Here is a 22144-nt window from a genome sequence, read left to right as displayed (position 1 = left end):
TCTTATGTCGTTGGTTGGATTTTTCGACTGTGAGAGTCTTTAGAAAATGTGAACTTAGAACATTAGTTCTTAAAATCTCATGCTCTTTAACAATTTGGAAAGCTGACTGATTTGATTACTTACGAGTAATTCAAATCAAATTTAAAAGTTCTCAATGTTTATCTGCTCTTAGTTAATAAGAACAGTATAAACACAACAAACACATTCAAGTGTCTTGTATTCGAATCAAACTTAGTTTGATTCACAATTGAGTCCGGCAAACAGTCATTGAGAATTAACCCTTCTTGATGACAACCAAAAACCTTGGTTAGTTGCCATACGCTAAGACCCTTTCGGGTTGTATGGTTAAGTGACTAAGCGTACACGGTGGATGCCTTGGCAGTCAGAGGCGATGAAAGACGTAATAACTTGCGATAAGCCCAGATTAGGTAGTAATAACCTTTTGAGTCTGGGATTTCTGAATGGGGAAACCCGCGTGCATAAGCACGTATCCTGTTGTGAATACATAGCAACAGGAGGCAAACCGGGGGAACTGAAACATCTAAGTACCCCGAGGAAGAGAAATCAACCGAGATTCCGAAAGTAGCGGCGAGCGAAATTGGATTAGCCCTTAAGCTTTTAATGATGCAGGTGAAGCCTCTGGAAAGTGGCGCAATAAAGGGTGATAGCCCCGTAACCGACACATCATAATCAGTGAAATCGAGTAGGGCGGGACACGTGATATCCTGTCTGAATATGGGGGGACCATCCTCCAAGGCTAAATACTACTGACTGACCGATAGTGAACCAGTACCGTGAGGGAAAGGCGAAAAGAACCCCTGTGAGGGGAGTGAAATAGAACCTGAAACCGTGTACGTACAAGCAGTAGGAGCACCTTCGTGGTGTGACTGCGTACCTTTTGTATAATGGGTCAGCGACTTAATTTTAGTAGCAAGGTTAACCGTTTAGGGGAGCCGTAGGGAAACCGAGTCTTAACTGGGCGTACAGTTGCTAGGATTAGACCCGAAACCAGGTGATCTAGCCATGGGCAGGTTGAAGGTTGAGTAACATCAACTGGAGGACCGAACCGACTAATGTTGAAAAATTAGCGGATGACTTGTGGCTAGGGGTGAAAGGCCAATCAAACCTGGAGATAGCTGGTTCTCCCCGAAAGCTATTTAGGTAGCGCCTCGGACGAATACTACTGGGGGTAGAGCACTGTTAAGGCTAGGGGGTCATCCCGACTTACCAACCCTTTGCAAACTCCGAATACCAGTAAGTACTATCCGGGAGACACACGGCGGGTGCTAACGTCCGTCGTGGAGAGGGAAACAACCCAGACCGCCAGCTAAGGTCCCAAAGTATAGCTAAGTGGGAAACGATGTGGGAAGGCTCAGACAGCCAGGATGTTGGCTTAGAAGCAGCCATCATTTAAAGAAAGCGTAATAGCTCACTGGTCGAGTCGGCCTGCGCGGAAGATGTAACGGGGCTAAGCTATACACCGAAGCTGCGGCTACGTACCTTAGGGTATGTGGGGTAGGGGAGCGTTCTGTAAGCCGTTGAAGGTGGTCTGTAAGGGCTGCTGGAGGTATCAGAAGTGCGAATGCTGACATGAGTAACGATAAAGGGAGTGAAAAACTCCCTCGCCGGAAGACCAAGGGTTCCTGTCCAACGTTAATCGGGGCAGGGTAAGTCGACTCCTAAGGCGAGGCCGAAAGGCGTAGTCGATGGGAAACGGGTTAATATTCCCGTACTTCTTACAATTGCGATGGGGGAACGGAGAAGGCTAGGTGGGCCTGGCGACGGTTGTCCAGGTTCAAGTATGTAGGCGGAAAGTTTAGGTAAATCCGGACTTTCATTAACGCTGAGATACGATGTCGAGCTACTACGGTAGTGAAGTCATTGATGCCATGCTTCCAGGAAAAGCCTCTAAGCTTCAGATTGTAAGGAATCGTACCCCAAACCGACACAGGTGGTCGGGTAGAGAATACCAAGGCGCTTGAGAGAACTCGGGTGAAGGAACTAGGCAAAATGGTACCGTAACTTCGGGAGAAGGTACGCTCTTATCAGTGAAGTCCCTTGCGGATGGAGCAGACGAGAGTCGCAGATACCAGGTGGCTGCAACTGTTTATTAAAAACACAGCACTGTGCAAAATCGTAAGATGACGTATACGGTGTGACGCCTGCCCGGTGCCGGAAGGTTAATTGATGGGGTTAGACTTCGGTCGAAGCTCTTGATCGAAGCCCCGGTAAACGGCGGCCGTAACTATAACGGTCCTAAGGTAGCGAAATTCCTTGTCGGGTAAGTTCCGACCTGCACGAATGGCGTAATGATGGCCACGCTGTCTCCACCCGAGACTCAGTGAAATTGAAATCGCTGTGAAGATGCAGTGTACCCGCGGCTAGACGGAAAGACCCCGTGAACCTTTACTACAGCTTGGCACTGAACATTGAACCTACATGTGTAGGATAGGTGGGAGACTATGAAACCGCGTCGCTAGATGTGGTGGAGTCGTCCTTGAAATACCACCCTTGTAGTTTTGATGTTCTAACGTTGGTCCCTGAATCGGGATTACGGACAGTGCCTGGTGGGTAGTTTGACTGGGGCGGTCTCCTCCCAAAGAGTAACGGAGGAGCACGAAGGTGGGCTAAACACGGTTGGACATCGTGTGGTTAGTGCAATGGCATAAGCCCGCTTGACTGCGAGAATGACAATTCGAGCAGGTGCGAAAGCAGGTCATAGTGATCCGGTGGTTCTGAATGGAAGGGCCATCGCTCAACGGATAAAAGGTACTCCGGGGATAACAGGCTGATACCGCCCAAGAGTTCATATCGACGGCGGTGTTTGGCACCTCGATGTCGGCTCATCACATCCTGGGGCTGAAGTCGGTCCCAAGGGTATGGCTGTTCGCCATTTAAAGTGGTACGCGAGCTGGGTTTAGAACGTCGTGAGACAGTTCGGTCCCTATCTGCCGTGGGCGTTGGAAAATTGAAAGGGGCTGCTCCTAGTACGAGAGGACCGGAGTGGACGAACCTCTGGTGTTCGGGTTGTCATGCCAATGGCATTGCCCGGTAGCTAAGTTCGGAATCGATAACCGCTGAAAGCATCTAAGTGGGAAGCGAGCCTTGAGATGAGTTTTCCCTGGCACTATAAGTGTCCTAAAGGGTTGTCGTAGACTACGACGTTGATAGGCAGGGTGTGTAAGTGCTGCGAGGCATTGAGCTAACCTGTACTAATTGCCCGTGAGGCTTAGCCATACAACACCCAAGGGGTTTTGTGGACTCAAAGACAGACCTTGAATGCGTTTGAAGAGATACAACTTTTATTGCTCTATTGAATAGAGAATCAGCTTTCCAGATTATTTTGCCTTCAGTTTTTAAAACGCTGAAAGTAAAAGCAAAATTTGCTTGGCGACCATAGCATTGTGGACCCACCTGATTCCATGCCGAACTCAGAAGTGAAACACAATAGCGCCGATGGTAGTGTGGGGTTTCCCCATGTGAGAGTAGGACATCGCCAGGCTTTAAATTAAATCTTTAGGTTGACCGACCTGAAGGTATGGACGCTCACTTAGTGAGTTGACCACTGCGGAGTGGTAGTTCAGTTGGTTAGAATACCGGCCTGTCACGCCGGGGGTCGCGGGTTCGAGTCCCGTCCACTCCGCCACTTATTCGATAACCTCGCCTAGTGCGAGGTTTTTTCGAATCTGAAGTAATGAAAGTTTTAGGGGTGTAGCTCCAATTGGCAGAGCAGCGGATTCACCCGACTTACCAAAACAGCGCGTGTTGGGAGTCTAAACCTCTAGTCTTGCCATATTTGAAGCCTCAGCAGAAATGCTGGGGCTTTTTTATACCTGTTACTTTTTACACCAGTCCGATCAAGTATTTTGAATGCCATCTCAGCCCATCCTGCGAAATTTAAGGCTCCAGACTACGCGTCCCGGCAGAAATGCTGGAGCCTTTTTTACTAGCTTCTACTTGTTAATGGTTTCACTTAATTCTTCTAATTTGGATATGCTGATATTCGAATCATAGCGCTTCCGTACTACCTGAAGATCTAATCTAAGAGGGAGGTCTTTGGGCTTTCTATATTTGGAATATTTAAGCTGTTATTTCTTACCTTAGATGATATTTGACCTTAGAAAGGTAAGTGCTTACTTATCCCTGCCTCTTTTATAAACAATCAACAGCACAATCCACACTTCTTTATGAGAATTATTCTAAATATTTTGTTACATTTTGGTCGTTATTACTAAAAGGCAACAAATATGGATATTTCCCGTCGCAAGTTTATTCAATCATCCCTCGCTATATCTGCACTAACAGTCCTACCTGCTTGTTCAATGAAGCGGTCTGTTGATGAACAAGGAAAGTATGTTTATGACTTAACTGCTGAACCTTCAACGGCTGAGTTAATCGCGGTATTTGATACCAATGTTTTGGCCTTTAATGGTCAGATTCCTGCTCCGACGATTCGATGTCGACAGGGTGAAAAGGTCACAATTCGTTTTACCAATAAGCTATCAGAACCGACGACTATTCATTGGCATGGCTTAAGAATTCCTATCGAAATGGATGGCGTTCCCTTTTTGAGTCAGCCTCCGATCATGCCAGGCGAAACATTTATTTATGAGTTTACGCCGCCAGATGCTGGTACATTTTGGTATCACCCACACATGAATAGCGTTAAACAACTTGGTATGGGTTTGGTTGGCCTTATTATCGTAGAAGAAAGCACACCAGTGCAGTTTGACGAAGAACACGCATTGATGCTTAAACATTGGCATATCGACAAGCAAGGTCAATGGAAAGACCTAATGATTCCCCGTCTTAGTGCTCGTATGGGCACTCCTGGTGAGTGGAGTAGTGTGAATGGAGTTCATGAGCCTGTATACCAGTTGAAACAGTATGCAACGACTAGATTGCGTATCGCTAATGTCGACAACACGATCACTTACCCTATTGCTGTCGAAGGGGCTGAAGCATGGGTGATTGCCATCGATGGTAATCCTGTGAAAACGCCTTATAAACTGACTCAACATAAAATTGGTCCAGGGATGCGTGTAGATATCGGGCTGATCGCTCCTAAAGCTGGTGAGCGAGTTAACGTTCTCCAAATGAAGGGACGTTTCCCATTTTCTTTGTGTCAATTTGAAGTCGTAGATTCAGCATTTACTCAAGAGCGAGTGTTTCCAGTATTACCATTGAATCCAGTACCTAACCTAGATCTTGCTAATGCTGAAGAGATCGATTTTGTGTTCGAGTGGGAAGGTGCGGTATCACCAGTATCTAAAGATGGGAAGTCCATGCCTAAGTTTTGGCTTACTAATAAAAGAGCATGGGAGGGGATGAGCAAAGACAATATTCCTGAACCGTTGGCGACTTTAGAGTTGGGTAAGACTTACATATTCGATCTTAAGAACGTCACTCAATATCATCACCCGATTCATATTCATGGTCATACATTTACTGTATTGGAACTTGATGGTAAAAAAATTGAAGAGCCTTTCCATACCGATACAGTGTTACTTGGAAAAAACGGCCGAGCTAAAGCTGCATTTGTTGCAGACAACCCAGGACGTTGGATGTACCACTGTCATGTGATTGAACACATGAAAACAGGATTGATGGGATATATTGAGGTTAAGTGACACCTGTAACGTTTAATATTTGCACATGCATTCTTAGTTTCTACCCTCGCTTTTATCGGCGTTAAAGCTAGAATATAGGAATTATTGTTTGGGAGGATTCATGGGTCAGTTATCTATTTTAGGTTTTATTGCCATTGGTGGTGCATTTGGTGCTTGTTCGCGCTATTTGATTTCAGAGTTATGTGTGGTGATGCTAGGGCGTGGTTTTCCTTACGGTACGCTAACTGTTAACGTGATTGGCTCATTAATTATGGGTTTGCTCATCGCTGCATTTGAGAATGAGATGGTGGCGACAGAACCATGGAGACAGATCATCGGTCTTGGTTTTCTTGGAGCACTGACTACATTTTCTACATTTTCAATGGATAACGTCCTTCTTATGCAGCAGGGCGCTTTCTTTAAGATGGGGCTCAATGTGCTACTCAATGTGGTTCTCAGCATCTCAGCAGCATGGATCGGCTTCCAACTTTTGATAAAGTCTTAAAACTTTCTTACGATTTGTAAACAACTCGGCTTGGTTTATCCAAGCCGTTTTTATATACTCGATCGAACTTGTCGGAGTGCCATATGGCTGAGACCGTTTACTCGGGATCCGTTGAACCTGATCAGGCTAATACCTGCGAAGGGAACAAGAGTAGATATCTAACTAGAATCCTTCTAGAGATCTATCTCCAGATCACAACTGTATTTCTTACCGTGATCCCTCTTGTAGCATCTAATCCGTCAAGCATTTTTATCCCTATAAATAATAGCTAAAAGCCAAGGAAAAATGCTATGTCGAGTCGTAAACAAGCAAGACTGGAAGCGAAGAATTTCATTGATTCTTTATCCGTACAACCTTACCCAAATTCGAAAAAGGCTTACGTCCAAGGGTCTCGAGAGGACATTCAAGTCCCTGTACGAGAAATATCACTCGCTGATAGCCTAGTTGGTGGCAGCAAAAAAGAGCCTGTATTCGAACCTAATGCACCCATTCAAGTTTACGATACCTCAGGTGTTTACACAGATCCTACACACGAGATAGACCTGTATAGCGGTCTTCCTAAGTTGCGAGAGCAATGGATTGAAGAGCGTGGTGATACGGAACTGTTAGACGATGTAAGCTCTGTTTACACCAAAGAACGTTTAGAAGATGAAACCCTAGACGACCTTCGCTATGGCAACCTACCTAGAATTCGCCGCGCGACTGGCGATCAATGTGTTACTCAGCTGCACTATGCTCGTCAGGGCGTTATCACGCCTGAGATGGAGTATATTGCCATACGTGAGAACATGGGACGTCAGAAGTTCGCTGATGAGCAGCTTAACCATCAACACCCTGGCCATAACTTTGGCGCAAACCTGCCGAAAGAAATTACCCCTGAGTTCGTTCGTAAAGAGGTTGCTGAAGGTCGAGCTATTATCCCTTCAAACATCAACCACCCAGAATCAGAACCGATGATTATTGGTCGTAACTTCTTAGTGAAGGTGAATGCTAATATCGGTAACTCTTCAGTAAGCTCTTCGATTGAAGAAGAAGTTGAGAAGCTAGTTTGGTCAACTCGTTGGGGGGGCGATACCGTAATGGACCTCTCAACTGGCCGTAATATCCACGAGACTCGCGAGTGGATTCTGCGTAGCAGTCCAGTGCCGATTGGTACGGTTCCTATGTATCAAGCGCTTGAAAAAGTGAATGGCGTAGCCGAAGACCTCAACTGGGAAGTGATGCGTGATACCTTGATTGAACAAGCAGAGCAGGGTGTTGATTACTTCACTATCCATGCTGGTTTGTTGCTTCGCTACGTTCCGATGACGGCTAAGCGTGTGACTGGTATTGTTTCTCGTGGTGGTTCTATTATCGCGAAATGGTGCCTTGCTCATCACCAAGAAAGCTTCCTTTATACCCACTTCCGAGAGATCTGTGAGATCTGTGCGAAGTACGATGTTGCTCTATCATTAGGTGATGGCCTACGTCCGGGTTCTGTTGCAGATGCCAATGATGAGGCTCAATTCTCGGAGTTACGGACTCTAGGTGAGTTGACTAAAGTCGCTTGGGAATACGACGTTCAGGTGATCATTGAAGGCCCTGGACATGTGCCAATGCATTTAATCAAAGAGAATATGGACGAGCAGTTAGAACATTGCCATGAAGCGCCTTTCTATACTTTAGGCCCATTGACGACAGATATTGCCCCTGGTTATGACCATATTACCTCTGGAATTGGTGCGGCCATGATTGGTTGGTACGGCTGTGCGATGCTCTGTTATGTCACCCCTAAAGAACATTTAGGCTTACCAAATAAAGAAGATGTGAAGACCGGCCTGATCACTTACAAGTTGGCAGCACACGCTGCAGACTTGGCGAAAGGGCACCCGGGCGCACAAATCCGCGACAATGCGTTATCAAAGGCACGTTTTGAATTCCGTTGGGAAGACCAATTTAATCTAGCTTTAGACCCGGAAACAGCGCGTTCTTTCCATGATGAAACCCTGCCACAAGAGTCGGGCAAGGTTGCTCACTTCTGCTCAATGTGTGGACCTAAATTCTGCTCGATGAAGATTTCTCAAGAAGTCAGAGAGTATGCGAAAGACACCGAACAAGTGGCGGCTGATCAGGCTATCGAGATTAAGATGCTGGATAACCCGTTGGAAGGGATGCGTCAGAAATCACAAGAGTTTCGTGATACTGGCTCTGAACTTTACCACCCTGCCGTCGGTGCAAAAGAAGCTCAATTAGAGGAATAATGACAGTGAAGATACTCATCCCATCTCAAAATATTGAGTTAACGGGAGAGGTGCAGAACTGTCTATTGGTTGCTAAGCGACAAGGATTGGCAACCGATGCAGTTGAGTTGGGCGTAAGCTCAACTCAATACTTCTCTATTGTTGATGCTCAGCAGGCGTTATCTATTGGCTTCGCTCATGATGTTGATTCATTGGCGGAGTGTAAGCTAGCGGAACTTAATCATGTTGTTGATTACAGTTATTCAATCGCGCTAACTGACGTTTGTGATGCATTTACACAAACTCCGAATACTATCTATATCGGTGTCTCAGATGATTCAGCTGTACTAGACACCTGGTCACACCTAGATGCTAATCGTGCTATCAAGAGTCAAACTACAGCTCATCAGGAGTTAGATCATCGCGGCCACTTTGCTTGGTTACTTACTTTGTTGGCGCTGGAATTCCCATTAGAAGACGCACTGGTTTTAGCTCGCGCAGCGTCCGATGTTTCACGTGGAACATGGCCAGCACATTACCAAAACTTTCCAATTCCAGTTTTGGAAGATGAGCGACTGGATATTAGTGTTGGTTGGGCGCACCAAGGAACATCACTTTCGTTCCCTGAATTGAGTAAGAGTAGCCTAGGGCTATACCCAGTAGTTGACGATGTCGAGTGGATCGAAAGGTTGCTCAAGCTTGGAATTAACACTGTTCAACTACGTATTAAAAACTCGCAGCAAGCGGACTTAGAACAACAAATCGCACGATCAATCGAGCTTGGTCGAGAGCATAACGCTCAAGTTTTTATCAATGATTATTGGCAGTTTGCACTCAAGCATGGTGCTTTTGGTGTTCATCTAGGGCAAGAGGATATTGAAGAGTCAAACCTCTTACAGTTAAGCCAAGCAGGTATTAAGATCGGTCTCTCGACTCATGGTTATTACGAGTTGCTGCGTATTGTTCAAATTAACCCAAGCTATATTGCGCTGGGGCATATCTTCCCAACAACAACTAAACAGATGCCATCGAAGCCTCAGGGTTTAGTGCGTCTATCTCTGTATCAACAGCTGATTGATACTATCCCATACACAGAACAACTCACCGGTTATCCGACGGTTGCTATTGGCGGTATTGAGCAATCGACAGCTGATCAGGTGTGGGAATGTGGGGTGTCAAGTTTAGCGGTGGTACGTGCGATTACATTGGCGGAAGACCCACAGAAAGTGATCGAATTTTTCGAAAAACTGATGGCGCCTAAATCTCCAACTCTCAAAGAAGAGGTTATGCAGGAGCCTAGTTATGCTGAGTGACTTTGAATTTATTCGTTATCAACGACAAATTGCGTTACCTGAAGTAGGTGAGCAAGGGCAACGCAACCTACTAAATAGTCATGTGCTGTTGATTGGTTGTGGTGGCTTAGGTAATGCTGCTGCTCTTTACCTCGCAGCTTCTGGTGTTGGAAAGATCGTGCTGGTCGATGATGATTGGGTAGATTCATCGAACCTGCAACGACAGGTCGCGTTCAGGGAAAGTCAGTTAGGTTCGCCTAAGGTTGAAGCTCTCAAGCAACAACTGAGCGAGCTCAATAGTTGCAGCCAAGTAAGAACCATCAATCAACGAATGAGTGAAAGTCAGCTTGAGCTTGAAGTGATGCTAGCTGACTTAGTGTTGGATTGTACTGACAACTTCGAGTCACGCCAGCAGGTTAACCAAGCATGTTTCAGCACGAAGACCCCTTTGATTTCTGGTTCTGCAATCGGCTGGAAAGGCCAGTTTATTGTATTTGATTATCAGATTCAGAAAGGGTGCTATCACTGTTTGTTCCCGTTCAGTCATCATCCACAAACGACTCGTTGTAGCGATAGCGGCATCATAGGTCCAGTTGTCGGCACCATAGGTAACCTTCAAGCTTTAGCTGCGATTCAACGTTTAACTTGTGGTGAGTTTCAGGTCGCAACACATCAGCTTAAACGGTTTGATGGCCAAACGATGAATTGGCAAAACCTAATGCTCACTCAGGATAGTGAATGTCCTGTGTGCAGTGCGTCTATAGTTAGGTATTTAGAAGAAGAAATCCAATGAGTCATATAACGATCTCTATAAACGAGCAACCAGAACAGGTAGCGCACTCGTCGTCTCTAGCTGACATTATCCAAACTTTATCATTACCTGATCTAGGTTGTGTATTTGCAATCAATAATGCGGTTGTCCCGCGTAGCCAGTGGCAACAAACGGTCGTTAATGAAGGCGACGCTATTTCTCTTTTCCAAGCCATTGCAGGAGGCTAACCATGTTAACTATCGCTGATAAAACGTTTCAATCTCGACTCTTAACTGGAACTGGTAAGTTTGCCAATAAGCATTTGATGGCGAGTGCTATCGAGGCTTCAGGTTCGCAATTGGCAACCATGGCACTGAAGAGAGTTGATATTCGCTCTGAGCAAGACGATATCCTACAACCCATCATTGATGCTGGCGTGAACTTACTGCCGAATACATCAGGTGCTAAGAATGCAAAAGACGCCATCTTTGCTGCGCATTTGGCTCGTGAAGCTCTGGGTACAAACTGGCTTAAACTGGAAATTCACCCAGATCCAAAATACTTAATGCCGGACGCAATTGAAACGCTTAAAGCTGCAGAGCAACTGGTCAAAGATGGCTTTGTTGTGTTGCCTTATTGTCATGCCGACCCAGTTTTGTGTAAACGCTTGGAAGAGGTGGGTTGTGCTGTAGTTATGCCGTTAGGTGCGCCTATTGGTTCAAACAAAGGTATTGCTTCAGCAGACTTCTTAGAGATCATTATCGACCAAGCGAATGTTCCTGTGATTGTTGATGCGGGCATTGGTGCGCCATCTCATGCTGCTCGTGCAATGGAAATGGGCGCAGACGCTGTGTTAGTAAATACGGCGATTGCGGCTTCCCAACAACCCGTCGATATGGCGATTGCCTTTAAGTTGGCGGTTGAAGCGGGTCGAATGGCTTACCTTGCTGGACTTGCAGGAAAAGTATCTCACGCGGTTGCTTCCAGCCCGTTAACTTCATTCCTAGACGAGTAGTATTGTTATGACGTTTGTTGATCGATTTAAACAGCTCAACTGGGATGACATTGGTATGTCTATCTTCAGTAAAACGGCAGCGGATGTTGAACGCGCTCTGAGTAAACCCAAACGCGATTTAGAAGACTTCAAGGCTCTGATCTCTCCGGCGGCAGAACCTTACTTAGAGCAGATGGCACAGCAATCGTTGGCACTAACTCGCAAGCGATTTGGTAATACGATGTCGCTGTATATTCCTTTATACCTATCTAACCTGTGCGCTAACGCGTGTACGTATTGTGGTTTTTCAATGGAGAACCGCATCAAGCGCCGCACGCTTACTTTGGATGAAATCGATGCCGAAAGTGCGGCTATCAAAAAGATGAAGTTCGATAGCGTTTTGTTGGTCACCGGTGAACATGAAACTAAGGTCGGGATGAATTACTTTCGACAGGTGTTGCCGAATATTAAAAAGGAATTCAACTACCTTGCGATGGAAGTGCAGCCGCTTGATCAACAAGATTACGCCGAACTTAGAAATCTCGGTTTAGATGCGGTGATGGTTTACCAAGAGACCTATCAACCAAGGACCTACGCTGAGCATCATCTACGTGGCAATAAAATGGATTTTGAATATCGTCTTGAAACCCCTGATCGCTTGGCAAAGGCGGGTATTGATAAGATAGGTATTGGTGCCTTGATTGGTTTGGAAGATTGGCGAACCGACTGCTTCTTTGTTGCTGCTCACTTAGATTACCTAGAGCGTACTTATTGGCAGACTCGTTACTCTATTTCGTTCCCGCGCCTTCGCCCGTGCGAGGGGGGAGGCTCTAGTAGAGGTTTACAGCCGAAGTCGATCATGAACGATAAACAGTTGGTTCAGCTTATCTGCGCATATCGACTCTTGAACCCTGAGGTCGAGTTATCTCTATCTACTCGTGAGTCTGCAACCTTCCGCGATAATGTGTTGCCATTGGGAATCACGAGTATGTCTGCGGCTTCTAAAACCCAGCCTGGTGGTTATGCTTCTGGTGAAGAAGAACTCGAGCAGTTTGAGATTAGCGATGAGAGAAGTGCAGCCGATGTTGAGTCGATGATTCGTCAGCGAGGGTTCGACCCAGTGTGGCGTGATTGGCACAGTGCCTATTCTGGTTAATCAATGTTTGGTTTATGTTCCACGTGAAACACCTGATACAGGTAAATAAAAACGGCTACCTTTGGGTAGCCGTTTTGCTATTTAACCTATTAACCTAGCAAGCCCGTTTTGGTTCAGTTAATAGCTTAACGAAGCATTATACGTGAGCTAATGGTGTCGTTGATTGGCGTAGCCATTCCAGCGTATCACCATCAACTAATGGGCTAACATCGTTCCATACTTTCTGATGGTAGTCGTTCAGCCACGCCAGTTCAGGTCGTGTTAGCAAATCAACATTGATGTTGCGCTTATCGATAGGGCAACGTGTTAGCGATTCAAACGTCAATACTGCGAAGTCACCTTGAGTTGGAAGTTCAACAACCAGTTCTAGGTTCTCGATACGGATACCAAATTCATCAGCACGGTAGTAACCCGGCTCGTTTGATAGCACCATACCTTCAACAAGAGGTACGTCGATTAGCTTCTTAGAGATGCTTTGCGGTCCTTCATGAACACTTAGGAAATGACCAACACCGTGACCAGTACCGTGGTCGTAATCGAAGCCCTCCGCCCATAAGTGCTGACGCGCTAGGGTATCAAGTTGGAAACCACGAGTGCCTTGTGGGAAACGAGCTCGTGCGATGCCGATATGACCTTTCAGCGCGAGAGTGAACTGTTGAATCATTTCGTCGCTTGGCTGACCAATTGCGATAGTACGAGTGATGTCGGTTGTACCATCTAAATACTGGCCGCCTGAGTCGACTAGGTAAAGAGTATTCATCTCTAACTGACCTGGTTCAGGTTGGTTCTCGTGGTTGTAGTGACACATTGCAGCGTTACCGCCTGCTGCAGAAATGGTGTCAAAACTTAGGTCCATCAGCGTTGGATCTTGCTCGCGGAATGATTGTACTTTTTCAGCCAATACTGCTTCGTTGTGTAGGTTACTTTGCGCTACTTCGGCATCAATCCAAGACAAGAACTTCGCCATAGCAACGCCATCACGAATGTGACACGCTTTCATGCCCGCGATTTCAGTTGCGTTTTTAGCGGCCTTTGGTATTAGGCATGGGTCTGCTGCTTCAATGATATGAGCGCCAGCGTTTTGTAGAACAAGCGTGTACCAAGCGTTGCTTGTGCCTGAATCAACTGACACATTCTTATCTTCTAAAGATTGAAGACGTGCTTCAAGTTCTGATGGGTGAGAAACTCGAATGCCATTACCAACGTGAGCTTCAAAGCCTGCAGGGATACGTGCTGGGTCTAGGAAGAAATCGACGCTTTCATCGGCGTGAATGATCGCGTTGGATAACACAACAGGTAGGCGAGCTACGTCTAAACCACGAATGTTGAGTAACCAGCAGATTGAGTCTAGCTCTGTAAGGATAGCGGCGTCCGCACCTTTTGCTGTTAGTAAGCCAGCAATCTCAGCGCGCTTGCTCTCGCTTGATTGACCAACGGCGTCTGTTGCCATTAGGCGAACATCAGACACGACAGGCTCAGGGCGATCAGACCAAAGCTCATCAATTGGATTAGAAGAGAGTGTCGTAAGCTCAACTTTCTCTGCGAGTTTTGCTTGTGCGCCTTTCAACCAAGCTGCTGTGTGCATGCGTGGGTCGAAAGCAACTTTACTGCCTTGTACTAGTGAATTGATGATCCAATCTAAAGCCGGTTCTTCAATAAGGTGGCGATACTCAAATAACTCTGCTGGTACCTGCTTACGAACCTGAACGGTATAGCGACCATCAACAAAAATAGCCGCGTTTTCACGAGTGATAACCGCGGCACCTGCAGAGCCAGTGAAACCAGTTAACCAGTGAAGTCGCTCGTTATGAGCTGGAACGTATTCGCCTAGGTACTCATCTTCGTGTGGGATGATAACAGCATCTAGTTGGTTTGCTTCAAGCCAAGCTCGAACCGCAGTAACGTGTTCCGCAGTGATATTGTGCATCTGTGTTTATCCTTATTGTTAGGGTCCTTGTTAACACTCACAGTCGATATACATGTGAGGGGACTTATTAGGTCAATAAGCTAGCGCTTTTGTTCGTTTGCTGCAAACGCTGTACGCCATTTTTATCTAAGGTGCAGAGTTTTTTCTTTGATGATATCTCGTAGCCAAGTTAACGCTGGGTCGTTTTCTCTGTCACGGTGCCAAAACAGAGTGTATGCCATCGGAGGAAACTCCATTGGTAGAGGCACAGCCACTAAGTCGAGTTGTTTGGCGACAAGATAAGTAAAGTGGCTTGGTGCGGTGAACACAAAGTCGGTGTAGGTACACAAGCTTGCTGCACTATTGAAGTCTGGAACAGAAATCGCGATATCGCGCTGATGACCAAGATCAGCCAGTTTGTAGTCGAGCAGCCAGCGGTTGTTACCATCACACCTTACTTGTACATGACGCTGCGCAAGGTAGGTTTCCAGATCCCATTTACCACTCAGAACAGGGTGGTTGCGTCTTAGCACGCACATCTGTGCATCGCGGTAGATCTCTTGTTCGCAGATGTCGTCTGGCGGCAGCATGGTTAAACGCGCATCGTTGATGTCGATGTCTTTGCCAGTGAGTCCGATATCTAGTTCGCCAAGCTGCAGCTTCTTAAAGGTTTGCTCTGTCCAAGCATGGGTGTTGATATTGACCTTAGGCGCTTGTCGAAATATTGCAGGTAAGAAGTGCGGAAGAATCAGCGGGTAAACACTCTCGACGGCAGCAATATGGAAACTGTGGTCGCTGTTGTTTGGAATGAATGTCTCTGGTTGGGTAAGTACATCAAGTTGATTGATCAGTGTTTCCAATCGAGGCCTGAGAAATACAGCCTTAGGTGTCGGTCGTAGGCCATGCGCACTTCGCGTAAAAAGGGGATCATTAAATTGCTCACGAAGCTTGGCTAGTGACTTACTCACAGCCGATTGGCTCAAGCATAATCGGTGTGCGGTGCGAGTGACACTCAGCTCTTCCATCAGCACCTGTAAGCAAACCAATAGATTGAGGTCGAGGCGTGATAGTTTCTCGATATTCATGTGAGTTTCCTATTTGGAATAATGCTAATGAGTATATGCCATTTTTGTTCATATCTTTAGTTGGTTATTATGCACCTAAATTAACTCATTTGGAGAACCTTGTGCCTTCTAACGCGCTTCCAATCCCTAGTAAACTGCAGGTTGCTTTATTGGCAATGCTGGTTCTATTTAGCCCTCTGGCTATAGATATTTATCTTCCAGCTCTGCCACAAATTTCAACAGCGTTTCACGTGGAACACGCACTAGCACAAGATACGATTACTTGGTTTTTATTCGCCATGGGTGTCGGGCAATTATTTGCAGGCCCTTTGGCTGATAAGCTAGGACGTCGAACCGTTGCATTGGGAGGTGTTGGTATCTATGCATTGAGTGCTTGCTTGGCGTGGGCAGCTCAATCGATTGATATGATGCTAATAGCTCGGCTGCTACAAGGCTTAGGAGCTTGTGCGACTTCTGTGGCAGCCTTTGCAACGGTTCGCGATCTATTTGGTCCAGAGAAGAGCGGTCGAATGATTAGCTACCTGAATGGCGCTATTTGTTTTATTCCTGCCTTGGCTCCGATTCTTGGCGCTTGGCTAACTCATCAATTTGGTTGGCGTGCGAACTTCAGCTTTATGGCGGGTTTTGCGGTAGTCGTTGGCAGCATCTTATTCTTCCAAATGAAAGAGTCGAACCCGGCGACGGAAAAGGTTGCGGTGTTCAAACTAGAGCGCTACTGGTCTATATTGAAAACACCTTCATTCCTTTTTCACGCCACTTTGTGTTTGATGGCGATGGCTGTGATCCTGGCTTATGTAACCTCAGCACCGGTTGTATTGATGGAAAACCTCGGTTTGACTATGAAGGAATTTACTTTTTGGTTCAGTTTTAACGCGGTATTCAATATTGCCGCTGCGTTTACCGCACCAAAATTTATGGACCGTTTTGGGACTTATAAAACTCTTGTTATCGGTATTTTAATGCTCGGTCTAGCAGGCGTGATCATGTTGGTGCTTGCAGAGCATGCGACTCCAATCGCATTCATGCTTCCTATCTTCTTATCATCTGTTGGCTTTGCTTGGATTCTCGGTGCGGCTGCTGGTAAGGCTCTTGAACCTTTCGGTGACCGTGCGGGCACAGCCGCTGCACTGCTTGGCTTGTTCCAAATGAGTGGTTCGGGCTTACTTGTTGGTACCATGCAGCGTCTTGATGTAACGTCACAAGAGATGATTGCGCTACAAATGTTCCTGATTGTTCCTGCATTGTTAGTACTTGCGAGCAAAGCAGGTAAGTCGTGGCACACGACGTTTGCTAAGGCATAAGTCTCAAGGGTGACAAAATATACAAATGGCGGTTTGCGAAACGTTAAAACATGGTATATTTGTCACTCATTGAAACGTTAGTCCCCAACGGAAAATACTGTAATGTCATTAACAACCTACGAAATGGCGCGCGTCTTAGAACAAATGGAAGATGCACCTGAAAAGGTCATGTTTGGTAAATTGCTTAAAGAGCTAGGAAACCAAAGTGAAGAGCGTATTCGCAGTGCGGCAAAACAAGTTCCAATCGACACTTTGCGAGATATCATTTACCAATTTCAACGCGTGGTTGAATCTCGTAAAGGTGAACAAGTTCAGCTACTAGCAAAAGAGCTGGCAGAGCAAGGTATTTCAGCTGAGGAATTACAAGCTTTTCTGAGCAAGTAGTTTTTCACCAGTTAAAAAAAAACCACTCATTTGAGTGGTTTTTTGCGTTTTGGATTTGCGATGAGGACTAGTTGCTAAATTGCTTCTTCAAGATTCTATCCAATGAAAATGGTCCGGCGCCCCATACAACGACGATAAGAATCATTAATCCCCAAAGCTGATGATCGTAGAAGCCTTGCGCCCACAATACAGGGTATGACACGACGGCCATGATATTGAAAACGAATAGTGCTGCAGCCATAGGTCGAGTTAATAAACCAAGTGCTAAGAATACTGGCAGAATCAATTCAGCGGCAGTACCCATATAGGCCGCTAACTCCCAAGGTAACAGTGGGACTTGGTACTCCAACTCAAACAAGTACAGAGTGCTATCCCAAGTTGCTATTTTAGTCAGTCCAGAATTAAAGAATACCCACGCCACCCAAAGGCGACAAAATAGCAGAAGCAGTGGAACAAAAAGTGCCTGTGATTTCTCAATCAAATTGTCGTATTGAGCCATCATGTTCGTGACTGTGTTGTTATCCATATTATGTCTCCAGTTCGGCATCGATTGAAAAGCTTGAGATGACGTTAAGCGCCATGACAGTATTCAGGTGTTGTAGTAGTGAAGGGTCAATCTCAGCGAGCGTTTGACCCGATTGCAATTCAGTTAATAGTTGGTGGCATTCTTCTGTCAAACAATGACTCTCAATCTGTGAATTCTCGGCGCGGATTAACACCCCAAATTCATGTTGGTTGATGTCTAACCCGTCGAGTTGCTGCTGATAGATGGCTTGTTCAAGCACGATAATCGTGTAACTAGAATGAATTAGTGTTATTGAATCTTTGAGATGGAAAACCAAAGCGCCTTGTTGTTCTTGCGGTACATCAGCTAAACGAGAAAGAGGACGTTGGTCGACATGTGATTCTGAAACGCATCTCACTAAGCTATCTTTTTGCCATTCATACAAAGCCACTTGACCGAGATAAGGTGCAGCCTCGATAACCGCAGGAAAGGCTTGGATAGTTTGTTCAAAGTGTTCACCGTAACCACTGACATCACCAGAGGTTGATGGATAACTTAAGACATGTTGACGAGCCATTTGTTGGAAGCACTCTTCACCAACCAACATTTCAGTCAGTGGATACGTAGCAGCCAGTACTTCGCTCAAGCTAATCACAAAGTTATTTCGGTAGATCTGTATGCGCTGTTCATAGGTAAAGTGGTCGCTCACTATGTCGCAGTGCTCACCATTGTTTTGATAGCGTAGGGCGTTAGCAAACTCCGATTGCACATTAGCTAAAGAGTGGCTCATGATGCGCGACTCCTTTGGTTGAACTTGTCGTGTTGATACAAAATATCACTGGCTTTGGCTGCTTCAGCCAATAAAATTTGTGGCTCTGGGATATCTCAGATCCCACTCAATCAAGGTATGGCGCAAACCATGTTGTGCTACCCAGTCAGTGTAGAGGTACCACACTTCGTCACAGACAGGTTTACTGTGGGTGTCTATCCAGATCTCACCTTGTTCAAGCTTCTTTTTGGTAAAACCTGCCAAGTGAATCTCTTCCACTTTATCTGCAGGAATTCCGCTTAAGTACTCTTCACAGCTGAAGCCATGATTAAAAGATGAGACGAAAATATTATTGAAATCGAGTAATAGGCGACACTCAGTGCGCTTCTGTACCTCGGCTAAAAATTCCCACTCTGGGATGGTTGAATGCTTGAAGGCTAGGTAGCTCGATGGGTTCTCAATCAACATAGGGCGTTGCAGGCTGTCTTGAACCTCGATGACATTGCGACAGAAGACTTCTAACGCTTCTTCTGTGTAAGGCAGCGGTAGCAAGTCATTGAAGTAATGACCGCCGGTCTGAGTCCAGCTGAGATGGTCAGAAACCAAGAACGGCTCGATGTCATCGGTGAGTTCTTTAAGCTGTAGTAAGTGATTTGGGTTGATGCGCTCAACAGAACCGAGAGACAAACCAACACCGTGGCAACTGATGTTGTGGGCGTTACGAATTTCTCGGAGTTGTTGACGTTGCGGTGATTGAGTTAAAAAGTAGTTCTCGCTGTGAACCTCTAACCAACTCACTAAAGCGGGATTTTGGCTAAAGAAGTCCAAGTGCGGTGTTCTAAGGCCAACCCCTGCGTTGGGGTTAAGAGTTTGAGTCACAACGATTCTCCTAATCGGAAGTGGAGGTGAGCTGAATATCAGCTCACCATACTAAGCAGCTCAATTATGATGATTGAGTGTCACCACCTGATAATTTGCCACACAGTCCTTTAGGAACGACCACGAATGCATCGGATTGGTTGTCTTCTTTTGCTGTACCCGCACATGAACTTGTTTTAGTTGCACAATCATTTTGGCCAGCTTTTGCCACGCCGTAGCATTTTTCTTTTGCTGCTGCTTCCGCAGGTGCTGATGTAAGAACTGCACCGCCGAACGCTAGTACACTTGTGATTGCAGCTGTAACAGCAAGATTAGAATTTTTCATAGTCATTCCCTCTAGGACTTAATAGTATTTTTATATCGCAGGTTAATGAATTGTTAACTTGCTTACTAAAAAGGATAGTAAGAACCAGGAAATAATTTCACGGCATTATAAGAAATATCAATATTAATGATGAGTTATCTTTTAAATAACTGATTTTATGATATTAACTTTTGATTATTTTTTCTTCTTATTATCCTAAACGCAGCTTAGTGTTTAGGTTATAATCGACTTTTATGTATAAATACCCAGTAGTGAGCATATCCAATGATAGATCCTTCGCTTTTACTCGATGGCCTAAACGACAAACAACGTGAGGCGGTCGCAGCACCTTTAGAAAACCTACTTATTCTGGCAGGTGCTGGCAGTGGTAAAACGCGAGTGTTGGTGCATCGTATCGCTTGGTTACAAAGCGTAGAGCAAGCATCGCCGTTCTCTATTATGTCGGTTACCTTTACCAACAAAGCGGCAGCAGAGATGCGTGGCCGTATTGAAGAGTTGATGATGGGCAGCTCGTCAGGCATGTGGAACGGTACTTTCCACGGCATTTGTCACCGCATTCTTCGTGCTCACTACCTAGATGCAAAACTGCCAGAAGACTTCCAGATCATTGATTCAGATGATCAGATTCGCTTACTACGTCGCTTAATCAAGGCGCAAAACCTTGATGAAAAGCAGTGGCCAGCCAAGCAAGCTTCTTGGTGGATCAATGGCAAGAAAGACGAAGGGCTGCGCCCAAGTCACATTGACGCCTACCATGATCCAATAACTCAAACGTGGTTAAAGATTTATTCGGCTTACCAAGAAGCATGTGATCGTGCTGGCTTGGTCGACTTTGCTGAAATATTGTTAAGATCGCATGAACTATTGCGCGATAAGAAACACATCCGCGAACACTACCAAGCTCGCTTTAAGCACATTCTTGTCGACGAATTTCAAGATACCAACAACATCCAATACGCTTGGCTACGTATGATGGCAGGCCCGGATTGTCGTGTGATGATCGTGGGTGATGATGACCAATCTATCTATGGCTGGCGCGGCGCTAAAATTGAAAATATTCAAAAGTTCTTGGATGAATTCCCAGGAGCTTCAACGGTTCGACTCGAACAAAACTACCGTTCAACCAAAACCATTCTGCAGGCGTCGAACGAGCTTATCTCGAACAACACCGAGCGTATGGGTAAAGAGCTGTGGACCGATGGTAACGATGGTGAGCCAATCTCTGTTTACTCGGCTTATAACGAGCTAGATGAAGCGCGCTTCACAGTCAGTAAAATCAAAGAGTGGCAAGAGAAAGGCGGTGCGTTAGAAGATACCGCGATGCTTTATCGTAATAATGCCCAATCTCGTGTACTTGAAGAAGCGCTTATCCAAGGTGGTTTACCTTACCGAATCTACGGCGGCATGCGATTCTTCGAGCGTCAGGAAATCAGAGATGCTTTGAGTTACCTGCGTTTAATGAGTAACCGAAGCAATGATGCGGCATTCGAACGTGTCGTCAATACGCCAACGCGTGGCTTGGGCGATAAAACGCTAGAAACGATTCGTCTTGCGGCGCGTGATCGTGGTGCAACCATGTGGGAAGCCAGTGTTGCTCTGATAGAAGAACAAGTGTTGCCAGGTCGTGCTGCGGGTGCTTTGAGCCGCTTTATTGAGCTTATCAATGCACTTGAAGATGACACCATAGAACTGAGACTTCATGAGCAAACCGACCACGTGATCAAATCGTCGGGCTTGTTTGCGATGTACGAGCAAGAGAAAGGCGAGAAATCGAAGGCTCGAATTGAGAACTTGGAAGAATTGGTAACGGCAACGCGTCAGTTCGAGAAGCCAGAAGAAGCCGATGAAATGAGCATGCTAACGGCATTCTTAACTCATGCAGCTTTGGAAGCGGGTGAAGGTCAGGCTGATGAGTTTGATGATGCGGTTCAGCTCATGACCCTGCACAGTGCTAAAGGCCTAGAGTTCCCAATGGTATTCATGGTTGGCGTTGAAGAGGGCATGTTCCCAAGCCAGATGTCGGCCGAAGAAGCTGGGCGCTTAGAAGAAGAGCGTCGTCTGTGTTACGTAGGCATGACACGTGCGATGGAGAAGCTTTACATCACCTACGCTGAGATGCGTCGTTTGTACGGTCAGGACAAGTACCACAAACCATCACGCTTTATTCGTGAGCTACCAGAGGCATGTCTGGATGAAGTGCGTATGAAAGCGCAAGTGAGCCGCCCGGCAAGCAGTGGTCGTTTTAGCCAAACCGCCGTGAAAGAGAATTTCAACGAAACAGGCTTTAGCTTGGGAGCTCGCGTTAAGCACCCTAAGTTTGGTGAAGGTACCATCATCAACTTCGAGGGAAGTGGCCCACAAAGCCGAGTTCAAGTCGCGTTTAACGGTGAAGGCATCAAGTGGTTAGTAACGGCTTACGCTCGCCTAGAACAGCTTTGATCTGCTACTTCGGCATCTAAAAATC

The 22144-nt window shown here is 46.0% G+C and carries 16 protein-coding genes, 1 tRNA gene, 2 rRNA genes, 1 pseudogene and 1 riboswitch; of the genes and pseudogenes, 14 read left to right on the top strand and 6 right to left on the bottom strand.

Annotated features, from left to right (window positions below; all coding sequences use genetic code 11):
* The first annotated feature begins 343 nt into the window (after positions 1 to 343).
* The 11 genes from ACMAZD_RS17250 (at position 344) to thiH (ending at position 12526) form a co-directional block, all read left to right on the top strand.
* Positions 344 to 3237: ribosomal RNA gene (locus ACMAZD_RS17250) — 23S ribosomal RNA — on the top strand.
* Positions 3238 to 3386: 149 nt separating this feature from the next.
* Positions 3387 to 3502: ribosomal RNA gene (gene rrf, locus ACMAZD_RS17245) — 5S ribosomal RNA — on the top strand.
* A gap of 67 nt (positions 3503 to 3569) precedes the next feature.
* Positions 3570 to 3646, top strand: a tRNA-Asp gene (locus tag ACMAZD_RS17240).
* 601 nt (positions 3647 to 4247) lie between these two features.
* The gene (locus tag ACMAZD_RS17235; protein ID WP_435248058.1) at positions 4248 to 5630 is read left to right on the top strand and encodes a multicopper oxidase family protein; all 1383 of its coding nucleotides are present in this window, start codon (positions 4248 to 4250) and stop codon (positions 5628 to 5630) included.
* Positions 5631 to 5730: 100 nt separating this feature from the next.
* A complete protein-coding gene (gene crcB / locus ACMAZD_RS17230; RefSeq protein ID WP_004736665.1) occupies positions 5731 to 6114 on the top strand; it encodes a fluoride efflux transporter CrcB in 384 nt (127 codons plus the stop codon).
* Between the two features lie 62 nt (positions 6115 to 6176).
* Positions 6177 to 6275: riboswitch (TPP riboswitch) on the top strand.
* Between the two features lie 129 nt (positions 6276 to 6404).
* Positions 6405 to 8354 (top strand): phosphomethylpyrimidine synthase ThiC, encoded by a 1950-nt coding sequence (gene thiC / locus ACMAZD_RS17225; RefSeq protein ID WP_435248057.1) that lies wholly within the window; start codon positions 6405 to 6407, stop codon positions 8352 to 8354.
* Entirely contained in the window at positions 8354 to 9646 is a 1293-nt protein-coding gene (locus ACMAZD_RS17220; protein WP_435248056.1) for a thiamine phosphate synthase, read from the top strand. The genes thiC and ACMAZD_RS17220 overlap by 1 nt, the downstream gene beginning before the upstream one ends.
* Positions 9636 to 10418: a HesA/MoeB/ThiF family protein gene (locus tag ACMAZD_RS17215; RefSeq protein WP_435248055.1), complete on the top strand. Its 783-nt coding sequence runs from the start codon at positions 9636 to 9638 to the stop codon at positions 10416 to 10418. Before ACMAZD_RS17220 ends, ACMAZD_RS17215 begins: the two co-directional genes overlap by 11 nt.
* A complete protein-coding gene (gene thiS, locus ACMAZD_RS17210) occupies positions 10415 to 10624 on the top strand; it encodes a sulfur carrier protein ThiS (protein ID WP_435248054.1) in 210 nt (69 codons plus the stop codon). The genes ACMAZD_RS17215 and thiS overlap by 4 nt, the downstream gene beginning before the upstream one ends.
* A 2-nt stretch (positions 10625 to 10626) precedes the next feature.
* Positions 10627 to 11391, top strand: coding sequence for a thiazole synthase (locus tag ACMAZD_RS17205; protein ID WP_435248053.1), 765 nt, complete (start codon positions 10627 to 10629; stop codon positions 11389 to 11391).
* 7 nt (positions 11392 to 11398) lie between these two features.
* The gene (gene thiH / locus ACMAZD_RS17200) at positions 11399 to 12526 is read left to right on the top strand and encodes a 2-iminoacetate synthase ThiH (protein ID WP_435248052.1); all 1128 of its coding nucleotides are present in this window, start codon (positions 11399 to 11401) and stop codon (positions 12524 to 12526) included.
* Positions 12527 to 12662: 136 nt separating this feature from the next.
* On the opposite strand, the gene ACMAZD_RS17195 is transcribed toward thiH, so the two are convergent.
* On the bottom strand, positions 12663 to 14453 hold the full coding sequence (locus ACMAZD_RS17195) for an aminopeptidase P family protein (RefSeq protein ID WP_435248051.1): 1791 nt from the start codon (positions 14451 to 14453) through the stop codon (positions 12663 to 12665).
* A gap of 122 nt (positions 14454 to 14575) precedes the next feature.
* Positions 14576 to 15517, bottom strand: coding sequence for a LysR substrate-binding domain-containing protein (locus ACMAZD_RS17190; RefSeq protein ID WP_435248050.1), 942 nt, complete (start codon positions 15515 to 15517; stop codon positions 14576 to 14578).
* A 101-nt stretch (positions 15518 to 15618) separates the two neighbouring features.
* On the opposite strand from ACMAZD_RS17190, the gene ACMAZD_RS17185 reads away from it, so the two are divergent.
* Together ACMAZD_RS17185 and tsrA are read left to right on the top strand one after the other, a co-directional pair.
* A complete protein-coding gene (locus ACMAZD_RS17185) occupies positions 15619 to 16818 on the top strand; it encodes a multidrug effflux MFS transporter (RefSeq protein ID WP_435248049.1) in 1200 nt (399 codons plus the stop codon).
* A gap of 102 nt (positions 16819 to 16920) precedes the next feature.
* Positions 16921 to 17202 carry an H-NS-like global regulator TsrA gene (gene tsrA, locus ACMAZD_RS17180; protein ID WP_435248048.1) on the top strand — a complete coding sequence of 94 codons (282 nt, stop codon included), beginning with the start codon at positions 16921 to 16923 and terminating at the stop codon, positions 17200 to 17202.
* Positions 17203 to 17269: 67 nt separating this feature from the next.
* Here tsrA and ACMAZD_RS17175 read toward each other — a convergent pair whose 3' ends face one another.
* The 4 genes and pseudogenes from ACMAZD_RS17175 to ACMAZD_RS17160 form a co-directional block, all read right to left on the bottom strand.
* Complete coding sequence (locus ACMAZD_RS17175) at positions 17270 to 17728, bottom strand: DoxX family protein (protein WP_435248047.1); 459 nt, start codon at positions 17726 to 17728, stop codon at positions 17270 to 17272.
* 1 nt (position 17729) lies between these two features.
* A complete protein-coding gene (locus tag ACMAZD_RS17170) occupies positions 17730 to 18497 on the bottom strand; it encodes an HvfC/BufC N-terminal domain-containing protein (protein ID WP_435248046.1) in 768 nt (255 codons plus the stop codon).
* Positions 18494 to 19355, bottom strand: a pseudogene (gene bufB, locus ACMAZD_RS17165) (MNIO family bufferin maturase). The gene ACMAZD_RS17170 and the pseudogene bufB overlap by 4 nt, the downstream one beginning before the upstream one ends.
* Before the next feature lie 64 nt (positions 19356 to 19419).
* Positions 19420 to 19680: a BufA1 family periplasmic bufferin-type metallophore gene (locus ACMAZD_RS17160; RefSeq protein WP_016783738.1), complete on the bottom strand. Its 261-nt coding sequence runs from the start codon at positions 19678 to 19680 to the stop codon at positions 19420 to 19422.
* 264 nt (positions 19681 to 19944) lie between these two features.
* On the opposite strand from ACMAZD_RS17160, the gene uvrD reads away from it, so the two are divergent.
* Complete coding sequence (gene uvrD, locus ACMAZD_RS17155) at positions 19945 to 22119, top strand: DNA helicase II (protein ID WP_435248045.1); 2175 nt, start codon at positions 19945 to 19947, stop codon at positions 22117 to 22119.
* The last annotated feature ends 25 nt before the right edge of the window (positions 22120 to 22144 follow it).

The organism is Vibrio sp. nBUS_14 (assembly GCF_051201655.1).
GTDB lineage: Bacteria > Pseudomonadota > Gammaproteobacteria > Enterobacterales > Vibrionaceae > Vibrio.
The sequence above is the reverse complement of the archived record's forward strand: the minus strand, read 5'-3'. Positions and strand labels throughout refer to the sequence as shown.

Bases quoted from the DNA above. Each gene is read 5' to 3' on its own strand.
- ACMAZD_RS17235 (WP_435248058.1), top strand. From the start codon at position 4,248: ATGGATATTTCCCGTCGCAAGTTTATTCAATCATCCCTCGCTATATCT.
- crcB (WP_004736665.1), top strand. From the start codon at position 5,731: ATGGGTCAGTTATCTATTTTAGGTTTTATTGCCATTGGTGGTGCATTT.
- thiC (WP_435248057.1), top strand. From the start codon at position 6,405: ATGTCGAGTCGTAAACAAGCAAGACTGGAAGCGAAGAATTTCATTGAT.
- ACMAZD_RS17220 (WP_435248056.1), top strand. From the start codon at position 8,354: ATGACAGTGAAGATACTCATCCCATCTCAAAATATTGAGTTAACGGGA.
- ACMAZD_RS17215 (WP_435248055.1), top strand. From the start codon at position 9,636: ATGCTGAGTGACTTTGAATTTATTCGTTATCAACGACAAATTGCGTTA.
- thiS (WP_435248054.1), top strand. From the start codon at position 10,415: ATGAGTCATATAACGATCTCTATAAACGAGCAACCAGAACAGGTAGCG.
- ACMAZD_RS17205 (WP_435248053.1), top strand. From the start codon at position 10,627: ATGTTAACTATCGCTGATAAAACGTTTCAATCTCGACTCTTAACTGGA.
- thiH (WP_435248052.1), top strand. From the start codon at position 11,399: ATGACGTTTGTTGATCGATTTAAACAGCTCAACTGGGATGACATTGGT.
- ACMAZD_RS17195 (WP_435248051.1), bottom strand. From the start codon at position 14,453: ATGCACAATATCACTGCGGAACACGTTACTGCGGTTCGAGCTTGGCTT.
- ACMAZD_RS17190 (WP_435248050.1), bottom strand. From the start codon at position 15,517: ATGAATATCGAGAAACTATCACGCCTCGACCTCAATCTATTGGTTTGC.
- tsrA (WP_435248048.1), top strand. From the start codon at position 16,921: ATGTCATTAACAACCTACGAAATGGCGCGCGTCTTAGAACAAATGGAA.
- ACMAZD_RS17175 (WP_435248047.1), bottom strand. From the start codon at position 17,728: ATGGATAACAACACAGTCACGAACATGATGGCTCAATACGACAATTTG.
- ACMAZD_RS17170 (WP_435248046.1), bottom strand. From the start codon at position 18,497: ATGAGCCACTCTTTAGCTAATGTGCAATCGGAGTTTGCTAACGCCCTA.
- ACMAZD_RS17160 (WP_016783738.1), bottom strand. From the start codon at position 19,680: ATGAAAAATTCTAATCTTGCTGTTACAGCTGCAATCACAAGTGTACTA.
- uvrD (WP_435248045.1), top strand. From the start codon at position 19,945: ATGATAGATCCTTCGCTTTTACTCGATGGCCTAAACGACAAACAACGT.